Origin of the sequence: Pseudomonas sp. D1-1 (assembly GCF_051132225.1) — a bacterium.
Classification (GTDB): Bacteria; Pseudomonadota; Gammaproteobacteria; order Pseudomonadales; family Pseudomonadaceae; genus Aquipseudomonas.
Genome location: NZ_CP071676.1, coordinates 2,727,090 through 2,752,569, shown reverse-complemented (window position 1 = coordinate 2,752,569; position 25,480 = coordinate 2,727,090). Strand labels below are relative to the sequence as shown.

Genomic DNA, 25,480 nt, shown 5'->3' with positions numbered 1-25,480 from the left:
TAGATCATTTAGATTAAGCCTTAAGCCCAATGGCTTCGCACGGTGATACCACCAAGGAGCGTTGGTCCTCACCCAATCATCACCGCACTCTCATAAACGGGCCACCGTCATGCAGCTTCTTACGCTTCCTCCCTCCCCCGGCCTGGCTACCTCGATCCGCGCCACGGCCCAAGTGTTCGCCGATCCCAGCTCCCAGGCACTGCTGACGCACTTGCAGCAAGTCGCGCCCAGTGACGCCAGCGTGTTGATCATTGGCCAGACCGGTACTGGCAAGGAGCTGGTCGCCCGCCACGTCCATAACCTCAGTGCTCGACGCGACAAACCGTTCGTGGCGGTGAACTGCGGGGCGTTTTCCGAGACGCTGGTGGAGGCCGAATTGTTCGGCCATGAAAAAGGCGCGTTCACCGGCGCCTTGACCGCCAAGGCCGGGTGGTTCGAAGAAGCCGACGGCGGCACGCTGTTCCTCGATGAAATCGGTGACCTGCCATTGCCGATCCAGGTCAAGCTTCTGCGCGTTCTACAAGAGCGTGAAGTGGTCCGCCTCGGCTCGCGCAAGCCCATCAGGATCAATGTGCGGGTGCTGGCGGCCACCAACGTGCAACTGGAAAAAGCCATCAACGCCGGGCATTTTCGCGAAGACCTGTATTACCGACTGAGTGTGGTCAGCCTGGTGCTCAAGCCGTTGCGCGAGCGTCCCGGCGACATCCTCCCGCTGATTCGCCATTTCATCGCTGAGTACAGCCGCAGGCTCGGTCATGGCGAGGTGACGCTGGATGCCCAGGCCCAGCGCAAACTGCTCGACTACTCGTGGCCGGGAAATATTCGCGAACTGGAAAACGTCATCCATCACACCTTGCTGATCTGCCGCAACAAGGTGATCGGCGTGCAGGATCTGCACCTGTCGAACTTTCGCATCGAGCGCCAGGACGCGTCCCATGACAACACGCCGCAAACCACCGAGGCACTGCTGGAAAAGGCCTTCGAGCAATTGCTTGAGCAAGCGCACGGCGATGTCTATGAAAAAGTCGAAGCGGCCCTGCTGCGCACCGCCTACCGCTACGCCAGTTGCAACCAGGTCCACACCGCAAGCCTGTTGGGCCTGAGCCGCAACGTCACCCGCAGCCTGCTGATCCGGATCGGCGAGCTGGTGGTCAACAAACGGCGCCCGGCGCTGAGTACGCGTGATGGTCGGGTGGTCAACCTTTCAACCTGAGCCAACGTTCACCTGTGGCGAGGGAGCTTGCTCCCGCTGGGCTGCGAAGCAGCCCCAACCTGTCGCTGTGATGTCAGATCCACTCAATCAGCTGCATTGGGGGCGCTATGCGCCCCAGCGGGAGCAAGCTCCCTCGCCACGGGTTCGCTGTCTGGACGAAAGGCCATCACCACGCCGGGCGGCTTTCGCAAAAGCGACCCAAGTCGTCAGGATTCCTTGCTGCAATCGCGCGGCGTGATGCCTTTGTCCTTGGCGTATTGCTGCGAAGACGCTTCGATGATCGGCCGCAGCAACGCGCGGTCGGCCTGCACCCAGTCACTGATCAGCTTCCACTGCGTGCCGTCCCACTGCTGGAAGCGCACCGCGCCGCCGCCCTCGTGGTCCGAGCAGGACAATTGCAACGGCTGCACCAACCCCAGCGCCCCCAGCTCCTTGAGACGTGCATCATCGAGCTTGAGATTCTCGAAGCCCCACCGAACCTGCTCGCCGGTCAACGGTTGCTGGCCGAACTTCTGCTGGGCAATGCGCAGCGCCTCGACGTTGAGGATGCCGTTGACCACGCCCAGGTTGTAATACACCGTGCCGAAACGCTTGGGGTCCGCCAGGTCGCCATGGCCGGCGTCGACCACGTCCTTCTTGATGCCTTGCAGCACCGGGAAACCGGTGCCCGACGGGTGCGTGGTGATCGCGATGAAACCCTTGGCCGCAGCACCGGCCGGCGCGGCGTCATCCTCGGAGTTGCTCCAGATGTTGCCGATGATGTGATCGGCCGGGAACCCGACCTTCTGCGCGGTTTTCAGCGCCACCGGGTTCATCACGCCCCAGCCGCGCAGGATTACCCAGTCGGGTTTTTCCCGACGGATATTCAACCACTGCGACTGTTGCTCGTTGCCCGGATGCGGCACTTCGAGCAAGGTCAGCGCAAAACCGTATTTATCCGCCAGGGTCTGCAACACCTCGTTGGTTTCCTTGCCGTACGGCGAGCCGTGGTACAGGGTGACGATCTTCAGGCCCCTGAGTTTGTCCAGCCCACCGGCGCGCTGGCCGATGTAGTTGATGATCGCCGACACCTCGGAGTACGGGTTCAATTGCAGCGGGAAGACATAGGGAAACACGCTGCCATCGGTGGAGTCGGTGCGGCCGTGGTTGATGGTGATCAGCGGCAGTTTGTCGGCGGTGGAGCGCTCCAACGTGGCGTAGGCGATGCCCACTGACAGCGGGTTGGTCGCAGCCGCCGGTGCGCCATTCAAACCTTTCTTCAGGCGCTCGTAGCACTCGACGCCCTTCTCTACCACGTACTCGGTTTCGCATTCGCTCCACGTCAGCTTCACCCCGTTCACGCCGCCGTTGGCGTTGACGTACTTGAGGTAGTCGATGAAGCCACCAAAAAAACCCGTACCGCCGGCCGCATAGGGACCGACGCGATAGCTTTGCAGCGGGAAATATTGCTCGTTGTCCGCCTGCACGGTGAACGCGGCGGCGGTGAGGCTCAGGGCCAGTGCGAGGGTGCTGGCGAATGATCGTTTGAACATCGGATTTTCCTTGTTATGGAGCCATAGAGAAATCAACGGTGGCGCTGTTCAGTAGCGCAGCGGCCACAGCCGCGCACGCTGGCGAAGTCGTTGCCAGAGGCGCGCAAGGCCCTCCGGTTCCTTGATCAGGAACAGGATGATGAGCGCGCCGAAAAACATTTTTTGCAGGTTTTCCACCTGACCGGCATCGATCAGCCCGCCGGGCAGCAGCGACACCAGGTTGGAAAGCAGCACCGGAAACAGCACGATGAAGGCCGCCCCGAGGAAGTTGCCCAGCAAGCTGCCGAGCCCGCCGATAATGATGATGAACAGGATCTGGAATGAGCGATTGAGATCGAAGCCATGGGGTTCGACGGTGCCCAGATAGGCGAAGGCCCAGAGCGCGCCGGTCACGCCGAGGTAAAAGCCGCTGATGGCAAAGGCCAGCAGCTTGGTTTTCGCCAGAGGAATGCCGATCACCGCCGCGGCCGTGTCCATGTCGCGCACGGCCATCCACTGGCGGCCCAATTCGCTGCGCACCAGGTTCTTGCCCAGCCAGAACAGCGCCACCACCACCGTCAGGGTCAACAGATAACGGCCGGCCGGCGCGTCCAGGTTCACGCCGAAAATATCCAGGCGCGGCGCGCTGACCACCCCCGACGCGCTGTCGTTGGAAAACCAGCCGAAGCGGGTCAGCGTCCAGGTCACGAAGAACTGCGCCGCCAATGTCGAGACCAGCAGATAGAAGCCCTTGATGCGCAGGCTCGGCAGGCCGAACAGGAGCGACACCAGCGCCGCCGTCAGCCCGCCCAAGGCAATGCTGAACAACAACGGCAAACCGCCGACACGCACTTCAAGGTTGTAGGTGGCGAACGCCCCCACGGCCATGAACGCCGCAGAACCCAGGGACAACTGCCCGGCGTAACCGGTGAGCAGATTGAGCCCCAACCCGGCCAGGGACAGCACCAGAAACGGAATCAATATCGCGCTGAGCCAGTAGTCATTGCCCAGCCATGGCACCACGACGAATGCAACCAGCAGCAGCGCCGCCAGCCCGTGGCGATCCTGGCGCAAGGCAAAGACCCGGCGGTCCTCGGCATAACGGGTGTTGAACTGACCTGCTTCTCGATAAAACATGCTGCTCTCCTAGACCCGTTCGATGGCGCGTTCGCCAAACAGCCCGGCCGGACGCACCAGCAGGAACAGCAGCGCCAGCGCGTAGGGAAACCAGTTTTCGATGCCACTGCCGATGAACGGCCCGAGATATACCTCCGCCAATTTTTCCGAAGCGCCGATGATCAGCCCGCCGACAATCGCCCCGCTGATCGAGGTGAACCCGCCAATGATCAACACCGGCAAGGCCTTGAGCACCACCAGCGACAACGAGAACTGCACGCCCAGGCGAGCGCCCCAGAGCAGGCCGGCGACCAGCCCGACGAACCCCGCCACCGTCCACACCACGACCCAGACCCGCTGCAAGCGAATACCCACGGCCAGCGCCGCCAGCGGGTCATCCGCCACGGCTCGTAGCGCCAGGCCCAAGCGGGTCTTGTTGAACAGCCAGGACAGCAGCGCCACCAGTGACGCGGCGGTCAGCGCGGCGAAAATGTCGAACTGCGACAACAGCATCCCGCCCAGCTCCAGCGGTTCATCACTGATGCCCAAGTCCAGGCCATGCACCTGGGCACCCCACAACGCCTGGGCGAAACCTTCGATGACATAGGAAAGCCCAAGGGTGGCCATGAACAGCGTGATCGGCGATCGATTGACCAACGGGCGCAACACCACACGCTCCACTGCCACGGCGATCAGCAGCATCGCCACCAGGCTGATGAGAAACGCCAGCCAGAACGGCACGCCGCGCTCCAGCAGGCTGACGAAGGTCAGCGCCGAGAACAGCACCATCGCGCCCTGGGCGAAGTTGAACACCCCGGAGGCCTTGTAGATCAGCACAAAACCGATGGCCACCAAGGCGTACATCACCCCGGCCAGCAGCCCGCCAATCAATACTTCAAAGAAAAATTCCATAGCGTTTCCTGTTTTGCGGGCGCAGCTTGCCGACCCTTCCTGACGGAAAGGCGTCGCATTGCAAAAAATCAGTGTCGAGTGCCGAGGTAAGCCGAAATGACCTCGGGGTTCTGCCGTACCACATCCGGGGCGCCGTCGCCGATCTTGCGACCGTAATCGAGCACCACCACGTGATCGCTGATGTCCATGACCACGCCGATGTCGTGCTCAATCAACACCACCGTGGTGCCCAGCTCACGGTTGATGTCGACAATGAATCGGCTCATCAGCTGTTTCTCCTCGGCGTTCATGCCCGCCATGGGCTCGTCGAGGAGCAACAACCGCGGCTCCGCCGCCAGGGCGCGGGCCAGCTCCACGCGCTTCTGCAAACCGTAAGGCAAGGTGCCCACCCATGCGTCGCGCCACGGCTGCAAACGCAAGAACTCGATGACCCGCTCGGCCGCTTCGCGCTGGCTGTCGTCCTCCTTACCGGCCCGCCCGATACGCAACACCTGCTCAATCCAGGTGCTGCGACGCTTGAGGTTGCGCCCGGTGAGCACGTTGTCGAGCACGCTCATGCCCTTGAACAGCGCGATGTTCTGGAACGTCCGGGCGACGCCCCGCACCGCCACGTCGTGGGCGCGCATGCCGCGGCGCTCGCGATTGTCGAAACGTATGCGCCCTTGCTGGGGTTGGTAGACCCCGCTGATGATGTTGAGCAATGAACTCTTGCCGGCGCCGTTGGGGCCGATCAAGGCGCAGATCTCGCCGGCGGCAACGCTGAAGCTGATGTCGGTGATCGCTTTGACGCCTTTGAACGACAGCGAAATGTTGTCCAGCTCGAGGAGCTGCGTGGCGGCCGTTCGGGTCATGTGGTCGCCTCCTTCCAGGCGCGTTGTGATTGGCGTTCGTCCCGTTCATTGGTAGTGGGGGCCAATGAAATCGTCGGCACCTCCCAATGGGCCGCACCCTCCCACTGGCGGACGTTGATACCCAAGGTGTCAAAAAATGCCTGGGTCTCAGGCTTTAGCGCATCACCCACCAGCAGCGGTGCATGGATTCGTGAAAACCCAAGCACGTCGCGCAGAGGCCGGCGCACCAGCCAATGACCGATGAACCTTCGCAACGGCCCCGGACGTGCCGCCAGGGCCCAATCCACCAGTCTGCGTGCCCCATCGCCCGGTGCCGGCAGGCGCTCCAGCACATAGCCGTGCAGACGCTCGTAGGTTTCCGGGGTGCCGGCCACCAGCGTCGGGCCCAGCTCACGTCGGTCGCGGTCACGGGTCGCCAGGTTTTCCGGGAAGTTCAAGCGGAAACCGGCGATCAGCCAGGGCGCGAGCAGATACCGCGCCTGGCCGCCCGAGGCGAAACCGCGCGCCGCCAACGCTTCCTCCTGCCGTCGCAGTCCTTCGCGCTGTACCAGTTGCTGCCCGTGTTGCAACAGCTCGGCGTGGCTGATGCATTGTTGCTCGATGGCTTGTGGCCCCCGGCGATAGAAAACGAACGCCGTTTGCTGCGCATGTGCCAGCGGGACGCGTTCATCGAGCGTCCTCGCCTCGATCAACGTGGCGTAATCCAGCGCCTGATCAAACGCGACCGAGCCTGACAGTCCGCGCTTGTCCAGATAGATCACCACGCGGGGGGCCAACTGCGCCGCGCCTAGACGCGACAATTCTTCGTGCCCCTCGGCCAGCACAAAATCCGGCTGCAATTCGCCGAGCAGTTCGACCTGCCCCGCGACTCCGTCCAACGGATCGAACAGGCTCGCCGCACCACCCAGCCATTGCGCCGCCAACGCCGCCACGATCGCCTGTGGTGTCGGGCGACTGATGATCGTCAGGGTCGCGCTCACCGAGAATCCCCGAGCTTGCAGGGCACTCGCCAGGCGCTGCACCTCATCGGCCAGCTGCCGCCAGGTCCGCACCTGCCAGACACCCAGGTGCTTGTGGCGCAGGGCGACGTCCGTACCGTGCCCCAGCGCCTGTCGATGCAGCCAATGGGGCAACGTGTCGAAGGTTTCAGTGAGCGTGCCCATGCTGCCTCCCCGCCTAAGCGACCGCCGCTGTCTTGACCGTCACTTTCCCCTGCTCCAGCTCACGCACCAGCGGCAGGACCCGCTTACCGAAATACTCGACTTCCTCCTGGAAATGCAGGAACGCGGCCAGTACCAGGTCCACTCCCACGGCTTTCAAGGCGACGATGCGCTCGGCAATCTGCTGGGGTGTGCCGATCAGGTTGGTCTTGAAACCGTCGTTGTATTGCACCAGGTCTTCGAAGCTGGACTTGGCCCAGTTACCCTCGCCTTCGGGGCTGGCCTTGCCGGCCTGTTTTGCCGCGTCGCCAAAAGCGTTGACGGCTTCCGGGTCGGCCTGGTCGATGATCTGGGCCAGCACCGCGCGGGCCTCTTCCTCGGTATCGCGGGCAATGATGAAGGCGTTCACGCCGACCTTCACCTTGTGGTTGTTGGCCGCCGCTTTGGTCCGCAGGTCATCGACCTGAGCCTTGACCCCTTCCACTGTGTTGCCGTTGGTGAAGTACCAGTCGGAGACCCGCGCAGCCATGTCCCGCGCCGCCCGTGAGCTGCCGCCCTGGAAAATTTCCGGATGCTGCTGCAGCGGCTTGGGCTTGAGCGTGTAGTCGCGAAAGCGATAGAAATCACCGGCGAAGGTGTAGTTGTCGGTGGTCCAGATGCCCTTGAGCGTGGTGATGAATTCCTCGGAACGGCGATAGCGTTCATCGTGCTCCAGCCACGGCTCGCCGATGGCGGTGAACTCGCCCTTGAACCAGCCGGACACCACGTTGATCGCCACGCGGCCGCCAGTGAGCTGATCGATGGTTGCGATCTGCTTGCCCAGCACCGAAGGCGTCCACGGCCCTGGCAAGACCGCCGCGATGACTTTCAGGCGCGTGGTGGCCGCCAGCAACGCGTGACTGAACGCCACCGATTCGTGCTGGTATTCGGCGCCATAACCGGCGGTAAAACGGATCTGGGTCAGGGCATAGTCGAAGCCGGCATCCTCGGCGATCTGCGCCAGCTTGCGGTTGTAATCGATCCCCCAGTCGGTGCGCTGCGGGATTTTGCTGACCACCAGCCCGCCGCTGACATTGGGCACCCAGTAGGCAAACTTGATCGTGTCCTGGCTCATTGCGTGTACTCCCGGCTCGTTGAGATATAGGCGTCGTCGCCTTTGCTCAACGGCTAGAGCAGCAACCGTGCCACTTGGATTTTCCCTTTATTTTCAGTCAGTTAATTCGCCCACTCAGTTTTGCGACTGTCGTGCGGCGAGCAAGCTGCTGGATCGCTGTTGCACAGCCAACACCCGGCGTACTGCCGCGCAAAAGGTGGACTGTTGCCTGTCGAACAGTCGCCGGACAGATTGCTCGCGGGACGACAGCATTTAAGCAGGGAAACCCGGCGAACCCCTTGTTTTGATTGGCTTCGAGCAGCGGCATGGAGCGTGCAATGGCTGTCGGCAACGGCAGGCCTTGGCCTTGCCCGCCCTCTTTTCCTCAGAAGGAACACCGCCATGACCGCACAGCAACAATACCTGCCGCATGTCCTTTCCACCGGCACCCATTATGAAGGCCTGGCCGAGCGCTTCCGGCCGATTTTCGCGCGTATCCAGGCCGGGGCGCTGGAACGCGAACAGACCCGCAGCCTGCCTTTCGAACAGGTGAAATGGCTCAAGGAAGCGGGTTTTGGCGCCGTAAGGGTGCCGGTCGAATATGGTGGCGCCGGCGCCTCGCTGCCGCAATTGTTGCAACTGCTGATCGAACTGGCCGAAGCCGACTCCAACCTGCCCCAGGCGCTGCGCGGGCACTTCGCCTTTGTCGAGGATCGCCTCAACGCCCATGCCACCCGCCCGCAGGACGTCTGGTTCAAGCGCTTCGTCGACGGTGACCTGGTGGGCAACGCCTGGACCGAAATCGGCGCGGTAAAACTTGGCCAGGTCATCACCCGGGTTTCCCGCCAGGGTGACCAATGGGTGGTCAACGGCACCAAGTACTACAGCACCGGCAGCATCTTTGCCGACTGGATCGACCTGTATGCCCAACGCGACGACACCGGCGCCGACGTGATCGCCGCCGTCAGCGTTCATCAGCCGGGCGTCAGGCAAAGCGATGACTGGGATGGTTTCGGTCAACGGACCACGGGCAGCGGCACGTCAGTATTCGAGAACGCCGTGGTAGAAGACGAAAACCTCATCGACTTTTCCACCCGCTTCAAATATCAGACCGCGTTTTACCAGTTGGTATTGCTCGCCGTGCAGACCGGCGCCGGGCGCGCCGCCGTCCGCGACATCAGCGAACAGGTGCGCCAGCGCACGCGGGTGTTCAGCACCGGCAACGCCAGTGAAGTGAGCCAGGATGTGCAAGTCCAGCAAGTGATCGGCAGGGCCTCGGCCCAGGTCTACGCCGCCGAAGCCACCACCCTGCGCGCCGCCGATGCCTCGCAGCGGGCCTATCAAAGTCGCTTCGACCTGGACGCCGAGAAGGAACACACCGCCAACCTCCTCGCCGAACTGGAATCGGCCCAGGCCCAGGTGGTGGTCGCCGACCTGACACTGCGCGCCACCAGCGACCTGTTCAACGCCCTCGGCGCCTCCGCCACCAGCACCAGCAAAGCCCTCGACCGCCACTGGCGTAACGCCCGGACGGCGGCTTCGCACAACCCGCTGATCTACAAGGAACGCATCATCGGCGACTGGGAGATCAACGGGACGGAGCCGCCGTATGTCTGGCAGATTGGTGGGGGGTCTAAGCAGCGCTAGGCGATAGCACCGGACGTAGGAATTTCAGCCAAAGGTGGGTATCGCATGGTCAACACTGCCCACCTCAACGCGTCTATCCCGGGAATCGTGCCGGATGTCCGGGATGAATGCCCAACGTAGCCGGCGTACTCTTCGACTCCTCGCAGATGCGCCTCCCAGCGTGCCTTGTCAAAATTCACCCCAAGGATGATCACGCTACCCGTGGCAACCCTCTCCGCCTGGACCTTGAGCCGGGTCATGTACCAGTAATCCATGGCCGCGCTGTTGAACAGCTTGCCCTGATTGCCGTTGGCAAAAGGCGTCTTGAGTTCGATGAAGTGGAAGCGCTGCCCATCGCTGTCGCGGATCCACAGGTCACATTGCTTGCTGACAATATCCATTTGCGGCCAGTGTTGATCGAGCGCGACCTTGTACTCGACTCCGACGTCCGCCAGCTCGCTGTCGGGACCGCGCAGCCCGCAGGAATGGATCAACCAGAAGTAGAACTCGAACTTCAACCAACCTTCGAATCCGTTGGCCAGGGCGCTGACAGCGCAAGGCAGGTGTTTGCGATCAGCTTCCCATGAGCGCATGAAACTACCAAAGGCTGCCGCCACGTCAGGGATACCGGCCATGGTTACGTCCTGTGAGGGTCGAGTTGACGAAGCCTTACGCAGGCTCCGGTTGTTTACGTTGAGGTACATCAAGCGAGGTACTGACGTGCGCTGTCGACACTAACTGTTCACCCTCCTCAGCGGACAACTTCGCCCAGTGCCTCCCGGAACGCCGATACAGATCAGCATCACGCGGGATCTCGACGCGCTTGAGCAGCCGTTGCTGGTAGCAGCCAAACAGATGCTTGAGAAAAATAGGCGGCATCACGACGTCGGTGCTTGGTACATCGAACGAAATGGCCCTAGTCCATTCTTTTTGAAAAAATGAGCCGAGAAAGATGGACCTGACCTCATGTGGCTCGCCTATGGAAATCCAGGTCGCCGGGCTTTTACCATCCTGCAATTCGGCCAACCATCTGAACAGCCGACCGCTCTTCACTGGGTAAGGTATCAATGCTCCCGCTTGCAGCTTCGCCGCGAGATGTTCCTCTGATAACCGGTGCGTAATTCGTACCATCGGATTTTGCTGTATCCGTTCCAGGAAAAACTGATTGTCGGCCATGGCCCCCTGGTGGAGCGCCCAATGAAACAGCACCAATATGGAGAGGACCACCGCGCCAACGACGTAGTATTCAATAGAAAGCGGGATGTCGACGTAGCGAGGGGAGAAAGTAATGAATACGGCACTGAGGAGAAGCGTAAGCGCAGAATTGCGGAGCTTTTTGTTCACGTTATCGCAACCATGGAATTGGCCGACGATATTACATCGCCACCACCCGACTGGACACCCCTATCCAAGGCTGATGAGTCAATCCAAACCATGACACAGGGTATAACCATGCGCATCGAGCCTTTTACCATTTACATTCCCGAACGGACTCTTGATGACCTGCGCCATCGCCTGCAAAACACTCGGCTACCGGTGCCACTGGCCAGCCAGGGCTGGAGCGAAGGCATACACATGGACGTGCTTGGGGAACTTCTTACCCAGTGGTCGACAACCTTCGACTGGCGCGCCCAGGAAGCCGCGCTCAATCGCCTGCCACAATTTGTCGCCACCCTGAGCGGCCAGCAGGTTCATTTCGTCCATCAGCGCGGCGTCGGGCCCAATCCGATGCCGCTTGTGCTCACCCACGGCTGGCCCGGGTCGTTCATCGAGATGCAGCGCATCATCGAACTGCTGACGGATCCGGCCAGCCATGGCGGTGATCCAGCCGATGCGTTCGATGTGGTGGTGCCGTCCTTGCCCGGCTATACCTTTTCCGCGCCGTTCAAACAGGCGGGTTGCGGGCCTTTCGAGGCGGCGGGTTTGTGGAGCGAGCTGATGACGGGGCTCGGCTATGAGCGGTTCGGAGCCCAGGGCGGCGATGTCGGCGCGGCCGTATCCACCTGGTTGGGCGTGCGTTTCCCCGAGCGTCTGACCGGCATCCACCTCAACTACATTCCCGGCGCCTACCGCCCGCCACTTGGCGAAACCGACCCACCTTTGAGCGAAGAAGAAACCGCTTACCTGCAACGCGCCGCTGCCTTCAGCGAGGCCGAAGGCGCCTATGCGCACATCCAGCGGACCAAACCGCAAACCCTGGCCGTGGGCCTGAGCGACTCTCCGGCGGGGTTGCTGGCCTGGATGGGGGAAAAAATCCTGTCGTGGTGCGATACGAGCCCCGCCATCAGTCATGAATGGCTGCTGACCAATGTGACGCTCTACTGGCTGACGAACTGCATCGGTTCGTCGTTTCGCCCGTATGTGGAAGGCAGCAAGCGGCCCTTGCTGTTCAACAGCGGCGAGCGGGTGAAGCCGCCGCTTGGGGTCGCGTTGTTTCCCAGGGAACTGCCGCTGCCGCCACGCAGTTGGGTGGAGCGTGGCTATAACATCAAGCGCTGGACGCAGATGCCGCGCGGTGGTCACTTTGCTGCGTTGGAGCAGCCGGAGTTGCTGGCGGAGGATATTCGGGCGTTTTTTCGGGATTTGCGCTGAGCTAAAAGACCGTCTGCAAATCTTGTAGGAAATGACTACCCGTGGCGTGGGAGCTTGTTCCACCGGGGCGGCGAAGCGGCCTAGGATCGAGGGCTCCACTTCTTCAGACGCTCCGCATCGCCCGGTTTTGCGGCGGCTGCGCCACCGAGCGGGAGCAAGCTCCCTCGCCACGGGTTCGGTGTGCGTCCTACAGGTCGGTTGTGAGGGCTGGGATCGACTTCTATAGTTGGGTCGTCGCTGGCTTTGGCTGGTGGCTGGGTTTCGCAGCCCGAGTGAACAATCTGGATACCGTCAAATGATTTCAGGCAAACTTGCCCGTGTTCATTTTATGGCGGTTGCGCGCGGGAGATCTTCGGGTCTGCCGAGTTTTGGATTCGTTCCTCGGTCTGCGAACCCTCGCGCAACTGCCACCCATATGATTCGCAGCAGAAAGGTGGCTATTCTTCCTATCGAATGAGTTCAACCTAATGACAACGAATCAAGCATCTTCCCGCTACACCCCCCTCACCCCGATTGCAACCACCTACCCTGTCCTGCTGATCGACACGCACGCGCCACTGCCCGAACTCCACGCCTGTGTCAGCGAGCGGCTGCACGCCACGCTCGATTACCTGACGCTGGTGGCTTGCTCCAGCCTGCGGGACTCATCCACCAGTGATATCAACACTCTGACCAACGTTGCCCGGATCCTCGTGCAGGACGTGGCCGACGTGTTCGGCGTCATTGAACGACGCGGTCTGAAAGGTTGATTTAAAACCCGTGGCGAGGGAGCTTGCTCCCGCTGGGCTGCGAAGCAGCCCTAAGTCAGCGACTCAATATCGCCAGGCACACTGCGGTGTCTGATCCAAGGGGTGCCTCGCACCCCAGCGGGGATAAATCCCCTCGCCACAAAGAGCCTCCCACCGGGAGTTACATCAGAGTTCAACAAACGGAGTTAACTACATGGAAGTCGACAACCAGCTGTCCCCCGCGCAATGCACCGGCATGGAAGACATCCGCCGCGAAATCGATGCCCTGGACCAGACTGTCATCAAACTCTTGGGCAAGCGCTTTCAATACGTATTGGCGGCATCGAAGTTCAAGACTTCGGCGACCTCGGTCCGCGCCCCGGAGCGTTTCCAGGCGATGCTGGCAATTAGGCGGCAATGGGCCGAGGCCGAGGACCTCAGCCCGGATGCCATCGAAAAGATGTACAGCGACCTGGTCAATCACTTCATCTCTGAAGAGATGAAACACTGGGCGGCGCAACAATCCAAAGCCTGAGCCATGCACCTGTGGGAGCGAGCTTGCTCGCGATGACGGTGGCAAGTCAGACACTTTCGTCACTGAACGACCGCTATCGCGAGCAAGCTCGCTCCCACACTGGATTTTCGGCGGATATAGATCTCACGGTACACATAGGACCCTGTGGGAGCGAGCCTGCTCGCGAAGGCGTCGGCACATTCAGCATCTTAATTGGCTGACACTCCGCCTTCGCGAGCAGGCTCGCTCCCACAGTTGGATCAGAGTACGACAGCGAGATCCAGGTCGGCTACTAGGCCGCCTCGCGGGGGACGTTGATCTCGGGCGCCCCGTTAACCACGCTGGCTGAACGAAGGTGTTGTGGAGTGGGCAACCCGGCATGGATGCCGGGTTAGCCGCGCTGGGCCAGGGACGGCCCTTCGCGGCGGGCCCACGGAGCAATGCCTTCGTTCAGGCACACCGAGCCCGGGCGAGGTGCCGAGTGGTGGGGCAAAGCGTTTTTGGTTACTTTTGGCGCTCTTCCAAAAGTGACCCGCCGTAAGGGCGGAACCCTAAGTAGCCGTTACCCAAGCAATGGATATGTACTCAGCAGCGGGCGCCAGCTCCCTCGCCACAGGGCCCCGCATGTCAGTTCATGGCTTCAGGCTCCTCCAACACCGCCAACACCAACGGATGCAAAACCGCATCCGGATGCTTCTCCTCCCAACCCTGCAAATCCCTGCGCATGCCCGGCGTCCAGAAGTTCTTGATGTGCTGGCGGATGCCGCTCACCGCCAGCGACTGATCAGGCTCCGTGGCGAAGTAGCGGGCAATCTCGTTGGCCATCTTGATCAGGTTCTGCGAGCTCATCGGCGCACCTCGGCTTTCTCGGCGTGACGACGTTCCTTCAGCAGGCGCCGCTGTTCGTCGCTGAAGGCCTGATAACGCTTCTGCCATTCCGAAGGCTGGGTGACCCGCACGATTTCTACCGCCGTGACTTTGTATTCCGGGCAGTTGGTGGCCCAGTCCGAGTTGTCGGTGGTGATCACGTTGGCCCCGGATTCAGGGAAGTGGAACGTGGTGTAGACCACCCCCGGCGCCACCCGCTCGGTGACCTTGGCGCGCAGCACCGTCTGCCCGGCGCGACTGCTGATACCGACCCAATCGTCCTCGGCGATGCCACGATTCTCGGCGTCGGTCGGGTGGATTTCCAGGCGATCCTCCTCGTGCCACGCCACGTTGTCGGTGCGCCGGGTCTGGGCGCCGACGTTGTACTGGCTGAGGATCCGTCCGGTGGTCAGCAGCAGCGGATAACGGCCATTGACCTTCTCCTCGGTGGGCACATAGCCGGTGAGCATGAAGCGCCCTTTGCCGCGCACGAATTGGTCGATGTGCATGGTCGGCGTGCCGTCCGGCGCGGCATCGTTGCACGGCCATTGCAGGCTGCCGTGACGCTCCAGCTCGGCGTAGCTGACACGACTGAAGGTCGGCGTCAGGCGGGCGATTTCATCCATGATTTCCGAGGGATGGTTATAGTGCATCTTGTAGCCCAGGGCATCGGCCAAGGCGATGGTGGCTTCCCAGTCGGCCTTGCCGGCCAGCGGGTCCATGACCTTGCGAACGCGGGAGATACGGCGCTCGGCGTTGGTGAAGGTACCGTCCTTCTCGAGGAACGAGCTGCCCGGCAGGAACACATGGGCAAACTTGGCCGTTTCGTTGAGGAAGATGTCCTGCACGATCACGCACTCCAAAGCAGTCAGCGCCGCAGTCACATGCTGGGTATTGGGATCGCTCTGGGCGATGTCCTCGCCCTGGCAGTAAAGCGCCTTGAAAGTGCCGTCCAGCGCTGCCTCGAACATGTTCGGGATGCGCAGGCCCGGGTCGGGTTGCAACGTCACGTTCCAGGCCTGCTCGAACTGGGCCCGCACCGCTTCATTGGAGATGTGCCGATAGCCCGGCAGCTCATGGGGGAACGAGCCCATGTCGCAGGAACCCTGGACGTTGTTCTGCCCACGCAGCGGGTTCACCCCGACGCCCTCGCGGCCGATATTGCCGGTGGCCATGGCAAGGTTGGCGATGCCCATCACCGAGGTGCTGCCCTGGCTGTGTTCGGTCACACCGAGGCCGTAGTAGATGGCCGCGTTGCCGCCGGTGGCGTAGAGCCGCGCGGCGGCGCGGATCTGCTCGGCGGGCACGCCGCACACCGGGCCGAGGATCTCGGGCGCATTTTCCGGCAAGCTGACGAAGTCGCGCCAACGGGCGAAATCTGTCGCCTCGCAACGCTCTTTGACGAAAGACTCGTCAACCAGCCCCTCGGTGACAATCACGTGGGCCAACGCGTTGAGCATCGCCACGTTGGTGCCCGGACGCAACTGCAGATGCAGCTCGGCACGGGCGTGAGGCGAATCCACCAGGTCGATGCGCCGCGGGTCGATGACAATCAGCCGCGCGCCCTGGCGCAGGCGGCGCTTGAGCTGGGAGCCGAACACCGGGTGCGCATCGGTGGGGTTGGCGCCCATCACCATGATCACGTCAGCTTTCATTACCGAGTCGAAATTCTGCGTGCCGGCCGATTCGCCCAGCGTTTGCTTGAGGCCATAACCAGTCGGCGAATGGCAGACCCGCGCGCAGGTGTCGACGTTGTTGTTGCCGAACGCCGTGCGCACCAGCTTCTGCACCAGGTAGGTTTCTTCGTTGGTGCAGCGGCTGGAGGTGATACCGCCGATGGAATCACGCCCGTACTTGAGCTGGATGCGCCGCAGTTCGCTGGCGGCGTAGGTGACCGCCTCCTCCCAGCTGACTTCCTGCCACGGGTCGTTGATGTGCTTGCGGATCATCGGCTTGGTGATGCGGTCCGGGTGCGTCGCGTAGCCCCAGGCGAAGCGGCCCTTGACGCACGAGTGGCCGTGGTTGGCCTGGCCGTTCTTGTCCGGGACCATGCGCACCAATTGTTCGCCTTTCATCTCGGCGCGGAACGAGCAGCCCACGCCGCAATAGGCGCAGGTGGTGACGACGCTGCGCTCCGGCTGGCCGATTTCGACGACGCTCTTGTCGATCAGCGTCGCTGTCGGGCAGGCCTGGACGCAGGCGCCGCAGGACACGCATTCGGAGTCGAGGAAGTTGTCACCGCCGGCCGCTTCGACACGGGAATCAAAGCCGCGTCCGCTGATGGTCAGGGCGAAGGTGCCCTGGATTTCCTCGCAGGCACGCACGCAGCGGCTGCAAACGATGCACTTGCTCGGGTCGTAGTCGAAATAAGGGTTGGACACGTCCTTGGCTTCGGCCAGGTGATTGGCGCCTTCGTAGCCGTAGCGCACCTCCCGCAAGCCCACCTGCCCGGCCACGGTCTGCAACTCGCAGTTGCCGTTGGCCGGGCATGTCAGGCAGTCCAGCGGGTGATCGGAGATGTACAGTTCCATCACGTTGCGACGCAGCGTGGCGAGCTTTGAGGTCTGGGTGCGGACCACCATGCCGTCGGTCACCGGCGTGGTGCACGAGGCCGGGTAACCGCGCATCCCGTCGATCTCCACCAGGCACATACGGCAGGAGCCGAAGGCTTCCATGCTGTCGGTGGCGCACAGTTTCGGGATGGTGGTACCGAGCAAGGCCGCCGCGCGCATCACCGACGTGCCGGAGGGAACGCTGATTTCACGGCCATCGATGGTCAGGCTGACCTGCACGTCGCTTACTCGGGCCGGGGTGCCCAGGTCGATGTCGCTGGCTGGATCGAAGATGTTGATCATTGGTCGGCCTCCGTGGTCGCCAGACCGAAGTCGGCGGGGAAGTACTTGAGGGCGCTGGCGACGGGGTAGGACGTCATCCCACCGAGGGCACAGAGCGAGCCGTATTGCAGGGTGTCGCAAAGGTCTTGCAACAGCGCCGCCTGTTCCTGGCGGGCACTGGCATCGGTGCTGGCGATCAAGCGATCCACCACCTCGACGCCACGGGTCGAGCCGATGCGACACGGCGTGCATTTGCCGCAGGATTCCTCGGCGCAGAATTGCAAGGCGAACCGGGCCATCCGGGCCATGTCCAGGCTGTCGTCGGCAACCACCACGCCACCGTGGCCGAGCATCGCGCCCATGGCGGCGAACGCTTCGTAGTCCAGCGGTGTGTCGAACTGCGCGGGGGGTACCCACGCGCCCAGCGGGCCACCGACTTGCGCGGCCTTCAACGGCCGACCGCTGGCGGTGCCGCCGCCATACTCCTCCACCAACTCGCGCAGGCTCAGGCCAAATGCCCGCTCCACCAGCCCGCCGCGACGAACGTTGCCGGCCAGCTGGAACGGCATGGTGCCCAGTGAACGGCCCATGCCGAAGTCCCGGTAGAACTGCGCGCCCTTCTCCAGAATCAACGGCACCGAGGCCAGGGTCACCACGTTATGAACCAGCGTCGGCAAGCCGAACAGGCCCTGCAACGCCGGCAGCGGCGGCTTGGCACGCACCATCCCGCGCTTGCCTTCAAGGGATTCCAGCAGCGCTGTTTCTTCGCCACAGATGTAAGCGCCGGCGCCCACTCGCACTTCCAGCTCGAAGGCGCGGCCACTGCCGCCGACATCGGCGCCCAGGTAACCGGCTTCGCGGGCGATGTGCAGCGCTTCGTTCAGCGTGCTGACGGCGTCCGGGTATTCCGAGCGCACATAGATGTAGCCCATGGTGGCGCCCACCGAGATCCCGGCGATGACCATGCCTTCGATCAGCAGGAACGGATCGCCTTCCATCAACATGCGGTCGGCGAACGTACCGGAGTCGCCTTCGTCGGCATTGCAGACCACGTATTTTTGCGGGCCCTGCGCGTCGCGCACGGTGCGCCACTTGATGCCCGCCGGGAACGCCGCGCCGCCCCGGCCGCGCAAGCCGGAATCCAGCACTTGGGCAACCACCTCGGCGCCGTCCATCCGGATCGCCCGGGCCAGGCCGAGGAATCCGCCCTGAGCCCGATAGTCCCCGAGGGACAAGGGCCGGGTGATGCCGGCACGCGCAAACAACAGGCGCTGCTGGCTTTTCAGATACGCAATGTTCTCCACCAGTCCCAAGGCCGAAGGATGACCGCCCGGGTCGTGGCCAAGCGCATCGAGCAGGCCTGGCACATCTTGCGCGGTGACCGGGCCAAACCCCAACCGCCCTTCGGGCGTTTCAAGCTCTACCAGGGGTTCCAGCCAATACAGCCCGCGAGAGCTGGTGCGCAGCACCTCAAGCGGCAATTGCCGACGCTCGGCCTCGCGCACCAGCGCATCCGCCACCTTGTCCGCACCGACGGCGCGGGCCACTGAATCACGGGGAATGCAGAGGGTCAGCATGGGCCATCCTCCAGGCAACCGTTCACCAACTGGCGCAGGCGTTCGGGGGTCAGCCGTGCGTGCAACTCCCCGTCCAGCTCCAGGGCCGGCGAGCACACACAGGCGCCCAGGCAATAGACCGGCCGCAGGCTGATCGCCCCGTCGGCACTGGTGCCGTGATCGTCAAGCGCCAGTTGTTCGCGCAACTGCGCAGCCAGGCCTTCGGCCCCCATGCTCTGGCACGACTCCGCCCGGCACAGGCGCAGGGTATGGCGCGCCGGCGGCGTGGTGCGAAAGTCATGGTAGAAGCTGATTACCCCGCGCACTTCAGCCTGGCTGAGATTGAGGGCATGGGCGATTTCAGGGACGGCGGCGTCGGGAACGTACCCGCAACCTTCCTGGATGGCATGAAGGATGGGCAACAAGGCACCGGGGGTGTCCTTCTTGCGCGCCAGCACGCTGTGAATCAGAGGCAGGTGAAGCGTCTCATCAGGCATAAACGTACCTCGGCATCTCGAACGACACCGCCGCGTGGCGGTAGTCGTCCGGAGTCTTGGCTAGGGCGTGCGGCCCACGTCACGGTAGCGTGGCAAATCCGATCGCCATTCCTGCTCTCCGGCCAGGTGTCTTCGGCGCACCTGGTCCGGGGCATCTTCACAGCTTGCCACTCCCGGGGGGCGGCGATTGCACGTGGACGACGAAACGTGTCCTGAAAGCGACTGGGGTGCGAGCAATTTCTTCTAGGAAGTGGCTTCCTGGCTAGAATTGTAGTCATTCGAATCGTTTATGGAGGGTGAACTGAAGCGAAGGGGGAACGTGTAAGGGATGAATAGGTCGACTCCGACGCGCTCGACAGACAGGAGGAAGTCGGGCGTTCCGGTTGCACTGAAGACTTTGTCCAAGCGCAAAAGTGCAACCTGAAGTGATTCCTATTTTACCGGGCACCTGCGAAACCCAAAATTAAATTATTCAAAGTCCCTAACAGGGATCCAGCGTTAGTGTACCTTTGCAATTATTTAGCTTTTGTACGTTGCCGAGAGGGAGACTAATTGCTTGGCGTGTCCGATCCTTCCCGTAAATAACCTTACTAGACGAAGTTAGGCCTTTAGCTGTGTGAGCCCCCGCCCCCCCTACACAAGTTTGGTAAAGCTGGCAAGTGCCAACTGAAGACTGAGCAGTCCAACTATCTCCGGTGCAAGTCTTATAGGCAGACGACTTGCTCCATGCGGCTTGGCGTTCAGCATCATGCGCTGCCTCCGCAAAATTAAATTGCAACGCAAGAAGAGAAAACGACGCAACGCACAATTCATTTCTTTTACCCTCAGATATTGCGCCAACGGCAGATAGACTATCAACCGGTTAGCAACGAATTAGGTCCGATCATCAGGCTCAGCCCTGCCTAAAGAATGGCCCAGAAGGCACGAAGTCGTATAAGAACACTGGTTTGTAATAACTTAGACCGTATGAAGATCATCTATTAACAGCATTCTTGTTTTACCCTGCCGAAGCGCAGCTAAGCACGCATACTCTGTTACTGCAGAGCCTTATTAGCAGCTGCCTTTTTTTAGGGTGCCATTGCAATTATTTAGTTTGCTAACATCCCCGAGGGGAAAGAAATTCGTATTTCGTATATTAGAGTTAGCTTGAGTCCCCCTGCAGGTCTGATCCAGGTTGCAAGTGCCCGTTGGTTTCTGAGTCATATAAGTCATTCCGGAGCACGATGAACGTGCCGACGATTTGTTCCATTCGGCTAGGCAGTCCGGGTCATGCGCTTTAGGCCCTCCCTGGTATAGGTTAGTATCTGCCTGCGCAAAATTACATTGCGCTGCAAAAACAACAAGGGACGTAATGCATAATTTTGGAAAATTCATTTTTGTTGTCCTTCATGCGTATTTGTGTCGATGGCAAGCTGGCATCAGCCTCCTGCCGATGGGTCAGTACTGACAAAGAACCTCAGCGCTGATCAGAGAATGGTCCAACAACACAATCACTGAACCTGTAAAGGTTGACAGTTCTTTAGAGTGTTTTGCTTTTATGTACATCGCATTTCGCTATAGCAGGCAGCCTTTCGACGTTACTACAAGATAACGCCGAGCCGAATCTCGCCTTCTGGCGGCTGTGGTTCCTCGGCCGAATCCCTTGGCAACGTCGTACCGTCACCCCGAAAAGCTTGCTTCAAAGTTCGGAGGTGCGCATCATTTTCGACTCCCAGGCGAGTGGCACGGCATGATCCAACCAGCACCAAAACACCATGGATGAACACCAGGAAGCCATCAAGAACAAGATCCGCGCCGCAGTAGAAACCAGCGATTCTGACGAGATCACCTATCGCTCTGAGTGGCTCGGTTACATGCCCTTCCCGGTTTTTCGATGGGTTGAACATCAAGGAAAGGATTTTTCCGGCGACTTTCCTGCCGATTGGACCCTTGAGCATCTGGCCAGTCTTGAGCGCGCGGGGTTCCTTGAAATGCTTGAGACCTACGAGAACCCGGAAGACCCGTTTGATCGGGACAACAGGTATCGCGTCTGGATTGGGCGCGAGTAGCAGTCCCCCGAAAAAATCCAGAGACAGCTCAATGACCACCGAACGCTACGACCAACTCGCCATCTTCTCAGTCGTGGCCCAGGAGCGCAGTTTCACTCGGGCGGCGGCCAGGCTTGGCATGTCGCAACCGGCACTGAGTCGGGCGATGCGACAACTGGAAGAACGGCTGGGAGTCCGGCTGTTGTCGCGTACCACGCGAAGTGTTGCCCCGACCCAAGCGGGCGAACGCCTGTTGCAGGTGGTTGCGCCGCGGTTTGAAGAGATCGATCAGGAGATGGCGATGCTCAGTGAGTTTCGCGACAAACCGGCCGGAAAATTGCGCATCACCGCTGGCGAGCATTCTGCAATCACCGTGCTCCAGCCGGTTCTCGCCAAGTTGCTCCCTGACAATCCCGACCTGAACATCGAGATCATCGTCGACTACGCTTTTACCGACATCGTCGCTGAGGGGTTCGATGCCGGCGTGCGGCTGGGCCCGCAGGTCGCCAAGGACATGATCGCCATGCGCATTGGCCCCGACATGCGCATGGCGGTCGTCGGCTCGCCGGCGTACTTCGCCCAACATCCCAAGCCGCTGATTCCAAACGACCTGACGGCGCACAACTGCATCAACTTGCGCATGCCGACTCATGGTGGCCTGTATGTCTGGGAATTTGAAAAAAGCGGTCAGGAACTGCAAGTCCGGGTAGAAGGCCAACTGGTTTTCAACACGATTGCCATGCGCCTGGAGGCGGCGCTCCAGGGCTTGGGGTTGGCCTTCATGCCGGAAGATCTGGTGCAGGAAGCTGTCGCGCAAGGCCGGCTGATCCGGGTACTGGACGATTGGTGCGAGCCGTTTTCCGGCTATCATCTGTACTACCCGAGTCGCCGCCAGACCTCTCCGGCCTTCACGCTGCTGCGCGAAGCCTTGCGTTACGAAGACTGACTGGCATCCAGTGCCTCAGCGGCACGCTTGGCCGCAGCGGCCTCGCCCTGCTCGTCCAGCAGCTGGATCAATTGGCGCAATTGCGCAGCGCTCAATCCGACCCGCAAGCTCGCAGCCACGTGTGAACGCAGTTGTGACTCCACCCCTGGGGTCACCGCCAGAGCGGCGACCGTCGCCAGCTCCCGGCTTTGCCAGTCCAGGTTGTCGCGCTCGAAAATATCGCCGAACAGGTGCGTCTGCAGATATTGGTTGATGACCGGGACGAAGTCGAACAGCGGCCCTTGGACAGGCGCGCCGGCGATCCGTGTCTGGTTGGCCTTGCCCGCCACCAGTAATGCATCGCCGGTAGGGATCGGGCGAGTCGGCTCGCGCCCCGGAGCATCCTGCACGCCGCGTTGCTTTCGGGCCTCCACGACTTTCATCAATTCGCCCAGCGCGTTGAGGCTGCGGGGAAACCCGCTGTAAGCGTAGAGCTGCACCAGGATTTCCTTCGCCTCGCTGACGCTGAGACCCGCATCCAGCCCTTTATTCAAGGCGCTATCGAGAGCCGGCATGTTGCTTGTGGCCATGGCGGCGGCGATCAGCGGAATGGCTCGCTGTTTGGCCGACAGGGTTTGTGAAACCGCCGCAGCATCTGGCTTGGCCGATGATGTCAGCGTTCCACCGGCGCCGTATTGCTCCTCGCTGACCTTCTCCAACCACTGCACATTCTTGCCCTCCACCGTGCCGGTCACGGCCAGATGAGTCATGGCGCTGTCCGGCGCCGCGCCATGCCAGTGCTTGACGCCCGCAGGACAAACTACCACGTCGCCGGGATGGATTTGCTGCACCGGCTTGCCCCATTCCTGCGTCAGGCCCACGCCGGAGACCACTACCAATCGCTGACCGGCGGGATGGGTATGCCAGGCCGAGCGCGCGCCCGGTTCGAAAGTGACGTAGGCGCCAGACACGTTGATGTCTTCCGTCGCTGGGAACAGCGGGTCCACACGCACCTGTCCGGTGAAATAGTCCGCCGGTCCTGCGGCGGAAGCCTGGCTGCCCGCCCGGCTGATCTGTTGTGAATTGCGCGACTCGCTGGCGCTTTCCGGGCCGGCGGCGTCGGCAAAAGGCGCCGCCGCGCATAACGCAAGATAAAAGGTGCTTGCCTTCATTGGGTTTGCCTCTCTATGGATATCCTTGAGAAGCAAACTACCCGGGCATCATTGATCGATAAACCATGGCAATGACATAGGACTCATATCGAATTCACATAAATAAGCCAGTACGAGAGCGGCGGGCTGCCCTATCTACGCGGACGAATGCATCAACCGTGGCGAGGGAGTGTATTGGCATCGGAGCGTCAGCCCAATTCAGGGCCTGACTGCGCGCTTTTGAGCAAACGCGGCTAGGCATGCTCTGCGCGTATAGTCGACTCTGACGCCGACCGCACCTCCAAGAGCCTTCCCCCGTGCCTGAGCTACCAAACGATTACGCCTACAAAAAACGCTTCGACGCTGTACTGGCGTATATCGATGCCAATCTGGAAGATGATCTGTCGGTGAGGACGTTAAGTCATGTGGCGAACTTCTCGGCGTTTCACTTCCATCGCCAGTTCACGGCGTTCATGGGCGTGCCTGTTTCGCGCTACGTCCAGCTGATGCGGCTACGACGCGCGGCACATCGCCTGGTCGCAGTTGCCGATTATTCGGTACTGGACGCCGCGCTGGATGCGGGCTTCAGGAGCCCCGAGGCGTTCTCCAGGGCGTTCAGCCGGGCGTTCGGCGCCGCGCCAAGCGCGTTCAGGAAGAATGCAAACTGGCAGGTCTGGAACACGGTATTTGCCGTCCCACATTTTTCCAGGACTCTTCTCATGCAAGTACGCATTATCGAACTCACTGAAATCAACGTAGCGGCCCTTGAGCACCGCGGGCCGCCCGGGCTCGTCAATGCGAGCGTCCGCCAGTTCATCGAGTGGCGGATGCGCAGCGGGCAGTCGCCGGTGGCATCAAGCCGCACGTTCGGTATTCCTTATGGCAATCCCGATACGACACCTGCGCACGCCTTCCGATTTGCGATCTGCGGTGAGATTCACGAAGACGTGACGCCGAATGAGTTCGGCGTAGGCCCACTCGTCATTCCCGGCGGCCGCTACGTCGTGGTACGCCATGCGGGGTCGCCCGATCATATCGGCGAGACGATCTACCCGATCTACCGCGACTGGCTCCCCGCGAGCGGTGAGGAGCTGCGTGATCAGCCACTGTTTTTCCACTACCTGAGCGCCTATCCCGAGACGCCACAGGATCAATGGCAAACCGATGTGTATGTCCCGCTGCAATAGCGGATAAACGCCCGCTACCGAAAGCGCCCTACTTTATCTCTACCAACCGCAGGGATTGTGCACCAGCCAAGGACAGATGAATAACTGCCGCTCTGCTAGGGAAGTTCGGCGCATCGTCGTCGGTGTTTTCCATTGCCGCGATGTCGATCAGGGTCTGCTCACCCGCCGGGTCGCTGACCAGCCTGGCGTCCATCTTATCGATCGCTCGCCAGCTGTCTCCGCCGATTCGCATCACATCCAGCAGGCTGTAATGCGGCACGCCCTCTTCGTTCTCCTCAGGGGTAAAGGCCGCCAGGTACTGACTGTAATTGTTGCCCATCCCAAAGCCCTCGATAGTGAAGACCGCGAGCGTGACCTGGCTGTCCTCGCCGGTATCGAGCGTTTGCACCAGCGCCGCGTCGGGGTAGCCGGTGGCATAGCTGTCCTTGAGCAGCGCCACCAGATGCCCGATCTGTGCCTCCAAGGCTTGCGGAATGGGTTTCGGTTCTGCGGCTTGAGCCAGGGTGCAGATGAAAAACAAGGCAGCGGTCAGCAGGCGCAATTTCATAAGGTGGGTCCGCGATGTCCAAGGATTGGCGCGGATATTAGCGTCTGGAATGGAGGTTGGTGACGATTTGTCATGGGTTTTGCGGTGGGGCGCACACTCGGTGCCCCCCCTTCGAAGACTAAGCCATCACTCTTGCGAACGAATACGCTCCACCAGCCGCGCCTGCAACGCTTCAAGCTCCTGCGGATCGGCCTTGCCCTGTCCATGAGCCTCAGGCGCGGCGCCGTCCCAGCGCGGGATGATGTGGACGTGGATATGGAAGACCGTTTGCCCGGCGGGCGCGCCGTTGAACTGCGCGATCTGCACGCCATCCGGCTGCAGCTCGTCGACGAGGATCCGAGTGAGGCGTTGCGCCGCCGACATCATCTTGCCCAGCACCGCGGGGTCGACATCGAGAATATTGCGCGCCTGGGCCGCCTTCGGGATGACGAGCACATGACCGCGCGACTGCGGAAAAATATCGAGGAAGGCCAGTACATCAGTGTCTTCGTAGATTTTATAGCAGGGCGCTTCGCCGCGAAGAATCAGCGCAAAGATGTTCTGCGGATCGTATTGGCCGTACAAGCTCATGGT

At 61.4% G+C, this 25,480-nt stretch carries 23 protein-coding genes; 8 read left to right on the top strand and 15 right to left on the bottom strand.

The features are described from left to right. Positions 1-109: 109 nt before the first annotated feature. Positions 110-1,213 carry a sigma-54 interaction domain-containing protein gene (locus J3P86_RS12455; RefSeq protein WP_434700473.1) on the top strand — a complete coding sequence of 368 codons (1,104 nt, stop codon included), beginning with the start codon at positions 110-112 and terminating at the stop codon, positions 1,211-1,213. Positions 1,214-1,419: 206 nt separating this feature from the next. Here the strand turns inward: J3P86_RS12455 and J3P86_RS12450 are convergent, their stop codons facing one another. The 6 genes from J3P86_RS12450 to sfnG form a co-directional block, all read right to left on the bottom strand. Beyond that, on the bottom strand, positions 1,420-2,745 hold the full coding sequence (locus J3P86_RS12450; protein WP_434700472.1) for an ABC transporter substrate-binding protein: 1,326 nt from the start codon (positions 2,743-2,745) through the stop codon (positions 1,420-1,422). A 48-nt stretch (positions 2,746-2,793) separates the two neighbouring features. Then, positions 2,794-3,861, bottom strand: coding sequence for a branched-chain amino acid ABC transporter permease (locus tag J3P86_RS12445; protein WP_434700470.1), 1,068 nt, complete (start codon positions 3,859-3,861; stop codon positions 2,794-2,796). 9 nt (positions 3,862-3,870) lie between these two features. Continuing rightward, positions 3,871-4,752 (bottom strand): branched-chain amino acid ABC transporter permease, encoded by an 882-nt coding sequence (locus tag J3P86_RS12440; protein WP_434623943.1) that lies wholly within the window; start codon positions 4,750-4,752, stop codon positions 3,871-3,873. A 68-nt stretch (positions 4,753-4,820) separates the two neighbouring features. Then, the gene (locus J3P86_RS12435) at positions 4,821-5,603 is read right to left on the bottom strand and encodes an ABC transporter ATP-binding protein (RefSeq protein WP_434700468.1); all 783 of its coding nucleotides are present in this window, start codon (positions 5,601-5,603) and stop codon (positions 4,821-4,823) included. Continuing rightward, positions 5,600-6,766: an AMP-binding protein gene (locus J3P86_RS12430; protein WP_434623947.1), complete on the bottom strand. Its 1,167-nt coding sequence runs from the start codon at positions 6,764-6,766 to the stop codon at positions 5,600-5,602. Before J3P86_RS12430 ends, J3P86_RS12435 begins: the two co-directional genes overlap by 4 nt. 13 nt (positions 6,767-6,779) lie before the next feature. Next, complete coding sequence (gene sfnG, locus J3P86_RS12425; protein WP_434700467.1) at positions 6,780-7,877, bottom strand: dimethylsulfone monooxygenase SfnG; 1,098 nt, start codon at positions 7,875-7,877, stop codon at positions 6,780-6,782. Positions 7,878-8,258: 381 nt separating this feature from the next. Here sfnG and J3P86_RS12420 point away from each other — a divergent pair, with 381 nt between their 5' ends. Continuing rightward, entirely contained in the window at positions 8,259-9,503 is a 1,245-nt protein-coding gene (locus tag J3P86_RS12420; protein WP_434700466.1) for an acyl-CoA dehydrogenase family protein, read from the top strand. Here the strand turns inward: J3P86_RS12420 and J3P86_RS12415 are convergent. Both J3P86_RS12415 and J3P86_RS12410 read right to left on the bottom strand, forming a co-directional pair. Beyond that, entirely contained in the window at positions 9,500-10,117 is a 618-nt protein-coding gene (locus J3P86_RS12415) for a hypothetical protein (RefSeq protein ID WP_434623951.1), read from the bottom strand. The two genes, J3P86_RS12420 and J3P86_RS12415, sit on opposite strands and share 4 nt — an antisense overlap. Before the next feature lie 34 nt (positions 10,118-10,151). Beyond that, positions 10,152-10,826, bottom strand: coding sequence for a hypothetical protein (locus tag J3P86_RS12410; protein ID WP_434700465.1), 675 nt, complete (start codon positions 10,824-10,826; stop codon positions 10,152-10,154). Positions 10,827-10,934: 108 nt separating this feature from the next. On the opposite strand from J3P86_RS12410, the gene J3P86_RS12405 reads away from it, so the two are divergent. From J3P86_RS12405 to J3P86_RS12395, 3 genes are all read left to right on the top strand, one after another. Then, a complete protein-coding gene (locus J3P86_RS12405; protein ID WP_434700464.1) occupies positions 10,935-12,074 on the top strand; it encodes an epoxide hydrolase family protein in 1,140 nt (379 codons plus the stop codon). 467 nt (positions 12,075-12,541) lie between these two features. Next, on the top strand, positions 12,542-12,823 hold the full coding sequence (locus tag J3P86_RS12400) for a fructose-bisphosphate aldolase (protein WP_434700463.1): 282 nt from the start codon (positions 12,542-12,544) through the stop codon (positions 12,821-12,823). A 193-nt stretch (positions 12,824-13,016) separates the two neighbouring features. Beyond that, a complete protein-coding gene (locus J3P86_RS12395; protein WP_434623959.1) occupies positions 13,017-13,337 on the top strand; it encodes an isochorismate lyase in 321 nt (106 codons plus the stop codon). Positions 13,338-13,943: 606 nt separating this feature from the next. On the opposite strand, the gene J3P86_RS12390 is transcribed toward J3P86_RS12395, so the two are convergent. Genes J3P86_RS12390 through J3P86_RS12375 form a run of 4 tightly spaced genes read right to left on the bottom strand, consistent with a single transcriptional unit; the run spans position 13,944 to position 19,070 of the window. After that, positions 13,944-14,165, bottom strand: coding sequence for a formate dehydrogenase subunit delta (locus J3P86_RS12390; RefSeq protein ID WP_434700462.1), 222 nt, complete (start codon positions 14,163-14,165; stop codon positions 13,944-13,946). Beyond that, positions 14,162-17,038, bottom strand: a complete 2,877-nt coding sequence (gene fdhF / locus J3P86_RS12385; RefSeq protein WP_434700461.1) for a formate dehydrogenase subunit alpha — start codon at positions 17,036-17,038, stop codon at positions 14,162-14,164. Before fdhF ends, J3P86_RS12390 begins: the two co-directional genes overlap by 4 nt. Next, complete coding sequence (locus J3P86_RS12380) at positions 17,035-18,594, bottom strand: formate dehydrogenase beta subunit (protein ID WP_434700460.1); 1,560 nt, start codon at positions 18,592-18,594, stop codon at positions 17,035-17,037. The genes fdhF and J3P86_RS12380 overlap by 4 nt, the downstream gene beginning before the upstream one ends. Beyond that, on the bottom strand, positions 18,588-19,070 hold the full coding sequence (locus tag J3P86_RS12375; protein ID WP_434700459.1) for a formate dehydrogenase subunit gamma: 483 nt from the start codon (positions 19,068-19,070) through the stop codon (positions 18,588-18,590). Before J3P86_RS12375 ends, J3P86_RS12380 begins: the two co-directional genes overlap by 7 nt. A 1,754-nt stretch (positions 19,071-20,824) precedes the next feature. Between J3P86_RS12375 and J3P86_RS12370 the strand changes: the two genes are divergently transcribed. Together J3P86_RS12370 and J3P86_RS12365 are read left to right on the top strand one after the other, a co-directional pair. Then, entirely contained in the window at positions 20,825-21,118 is a 294-nt protein-coding gene (locus J3P86_RS12370) for a hypothetical protein (RefSeq protein ID WP_434700458.1), read from the top strand. 31 nt (positions 21,119-21,149) lie between these two features. After that, complete coding sequence (locus tag J3P86_RS12365; protein ID WP_434623971.1) at positions 21,150-22,043, top strand: LysR family transcriptional regulator; 894 nt, start codon at positions 21,150-21,152, stop codon at positions 22,041-22,043. Here the strand turns inward: J3P86_RS12365 and J3P86_RS12360 are convergent. Continuing rightward, positions 22,031-23,194, bottom strand: coding sequence for a (R)-mandelonitrile lyase (locus tag J3P86_RS12360; protein WP_434700456.1), 1,164 nt, complete (start codon positions 23,192-23,194; stop codon positions 22,031-22,033). The genes J3P86_RS12365 and J3P86_RS12360 overlap by 13 nt on opposite strands. A gap of 296 nt (positions 23,195-23,490) precedes the next feature. Here J3P86_RS12360 and J3P86_RS12355 point away from each other — a divergent pair, with 296 nt between their 5' ends. Beyond that, complete coding sequence (locus J3P86_RS12355; protein ID WP_434604710.1) at positions 23,491-24,360, top strand: AraC family transcriptional regulator; 870 nt, start codon at positions 23,491-23,493, stop codon at positions 24,358-24,360. 28 nt (positions 24,361-24,388) lie between these two features. On the opposite strand, the gene J3P86_RS12350 is transcribed toward J3P86_RS12355, so the two are convergent. Both J3P86_RS12350 and J3P86_RS12345 read right to left on the bottom strand, forming a co-directional pair. Next, positions 24,389-24,907, bottom strand: a complete 519-nt coding sequence (locus J3P86_RS12350; protein ID WP_434700453.1) for a hypothetical protein — start codon at positions 24,905-24,907, stop codon at positions 24,389-24,391. A 126-nt stretch (positions 24,908-25,033) separates the two neighbouring features. Then, entirely contained in the window at positions 25,034-25,477 is a 444-nt protein-coding gene (locus tag J3P86_RS12345; protein WP_434700451.1) for an HIT family protein, read from the bottom strand. Between the last annotated feature and the right edge of the window lie 3 nt (positions 25,478-25,480).

Excerpts from the sequence above, each read along its gene's own strand:
- J3P86_RS12365 (WP_434623971.1), top strand. The coding sequence starts at position 21,150 with ATGACCACCGAACGCTACGACCAACTCGCCATCTTCTCAGTCGTGGCC.
- J3P86_RS12405 (WP_434700464.1), top strand. The coding sequence starts at position 10,935 with ATGCGCATCGAGCCTTTTACCATTTACATTCCCGAACGGACTCTTGAT.
- J3P86_RS12395 (WP_434623959.1), top strand. The coding sequence starts at position 13,017 with ATGGAAGTCGACAACCAGCTGTCCCCCGCGCAATGCACCGGCATGGAA.
- J3P86_RS12440 (WP_434623943.1), bottom strand. The coding sequence starts at position 4,752 with ATGGAATTTTTCTTTGAAGTATTGATTGGCGGGCTGCTGGCCGGGGTG.
- J3P86_RS12420 (WP_434700466.1), top strand. The coding sequence starts at position 8,259 with ATGACCGCACAGCAACAATACCTGCCGCATGTCCTTTCCACCGGCACC.
- J3P86_RS12345 (WP_434700451.1), bottom strand. The coding sequence starts at position 25,477 with ATGAGCTTGTACGGCCAATACGATCCGCAGAACATCTTTGCGCTGATT.
- J3P86_RS12360 (WP_434700456.1), bottom strand. The coding sequence starts at position 23,194 with ATGAAGGCAAGCACCTTTTATCTTGCGTTATGCGCGGCGGCGCCTTTT.
- J3P86_RS12430 (WP_434623947.1), bottom strand. The coding sequence starts at position 6,766 with ATGGGCACGCTCACTGAAACCTTCGACACGTTGCCCCATTGGCTGCAT.
- J3P86_RS12370 (WP_434700458.1), top strand. The coding sequence starts at position 20,825 with ATGGATGAACACCAGGAAGCCATCAAGAACAAGATCCGCGCCGCAGTA.
- J3P86_RS12450 (WP_434700472.1), bottom strand. The coding sequence starts at position 2,745 with ATGTTCAAACGATCATTCGCCAGCACCCTCGCACTGGCCCTGAGCCTC.
- J3P86_RS12400 (WP_434700463.1), top strand. The coding sequence starts at position 12,542 with ATGACAACGAATCAAGCATCTTCCCGCTACACCCCCCTCACCCCGATT.
- J3P86_RS12390 (WP_434700462.1), bottom strand. The coding sequence starts at position 14,165 with ATGAGCTCGCAGAACCTGATCAAGATGGCCAACGAGATTGCCCGCTAC.
- J3P86_RS12455 (WP_434700473.1), top strand. The coding sequence starts at position 110 with ATGCAGCTTCTTACGCTTCCTCCCTCCCCCGGCCTGGCTACCTCGATC.
- J3P86_RS12445 (WP_434700470.1), bottom strand. The coding sequence starts at position 3,861 with ATGTTTTATCGAGAAGCAGGTCAGTTCAACACCCGTTATGCCGAGGAC.
- J3P86_RS12415 (WP_434623951.1), bottom strand. The coding sequence starts at position 10,117 with ATGGCCGGTATCCCTGACGTGGCGGCAGCCTTTGGTAGTTTCATGCGC.
- fdhF (WP_434700461.1), bottom strand. The coding sequence starts at position 17,038 with ATGATCAACATCTTCGATCCAGCCAGCGACATCGACCTGGGCACCCCG.
- J3P86_RS12375 (WP_434700459.1), bottom strand. The coding sequence starts at position 19,070 with ATGCCTGATGAGACGCTTCACCTGCCTCTGATTCACAGCGTGCTGGCG.
- J3P86_RS12380 (WP_434700460.1), bottom strand. The coding sequence starts at position 18,594 with ATGCTGACCCTCTGCATTCCCCGTGATTCAGTGGCCCGCGCCGTCGGT.
- sfnG (WP_434700467.1), bottom strand. The coding sequence starts at position 7,877 with ATGAGCCAGGACACGATCAAGTTTGCCTACTGGGTGCCCAATGTCAGC.
- J3P86_RS12435 (WP_434700468.1), bottom strand. The coding sequence starts at position 5,603 with ATGACCCGAACGGCCGCCACGCAGCTCCTCGAGCTGGACAACATTTCG.
- J3P86_RS12350 (WP_434700453.1), bottom strand. The coding sequence starts at position 24,907 with ATGAAATTGCGCCTGCTGACCGCTGCCTTGTTTTTCATCTGCACCCTG.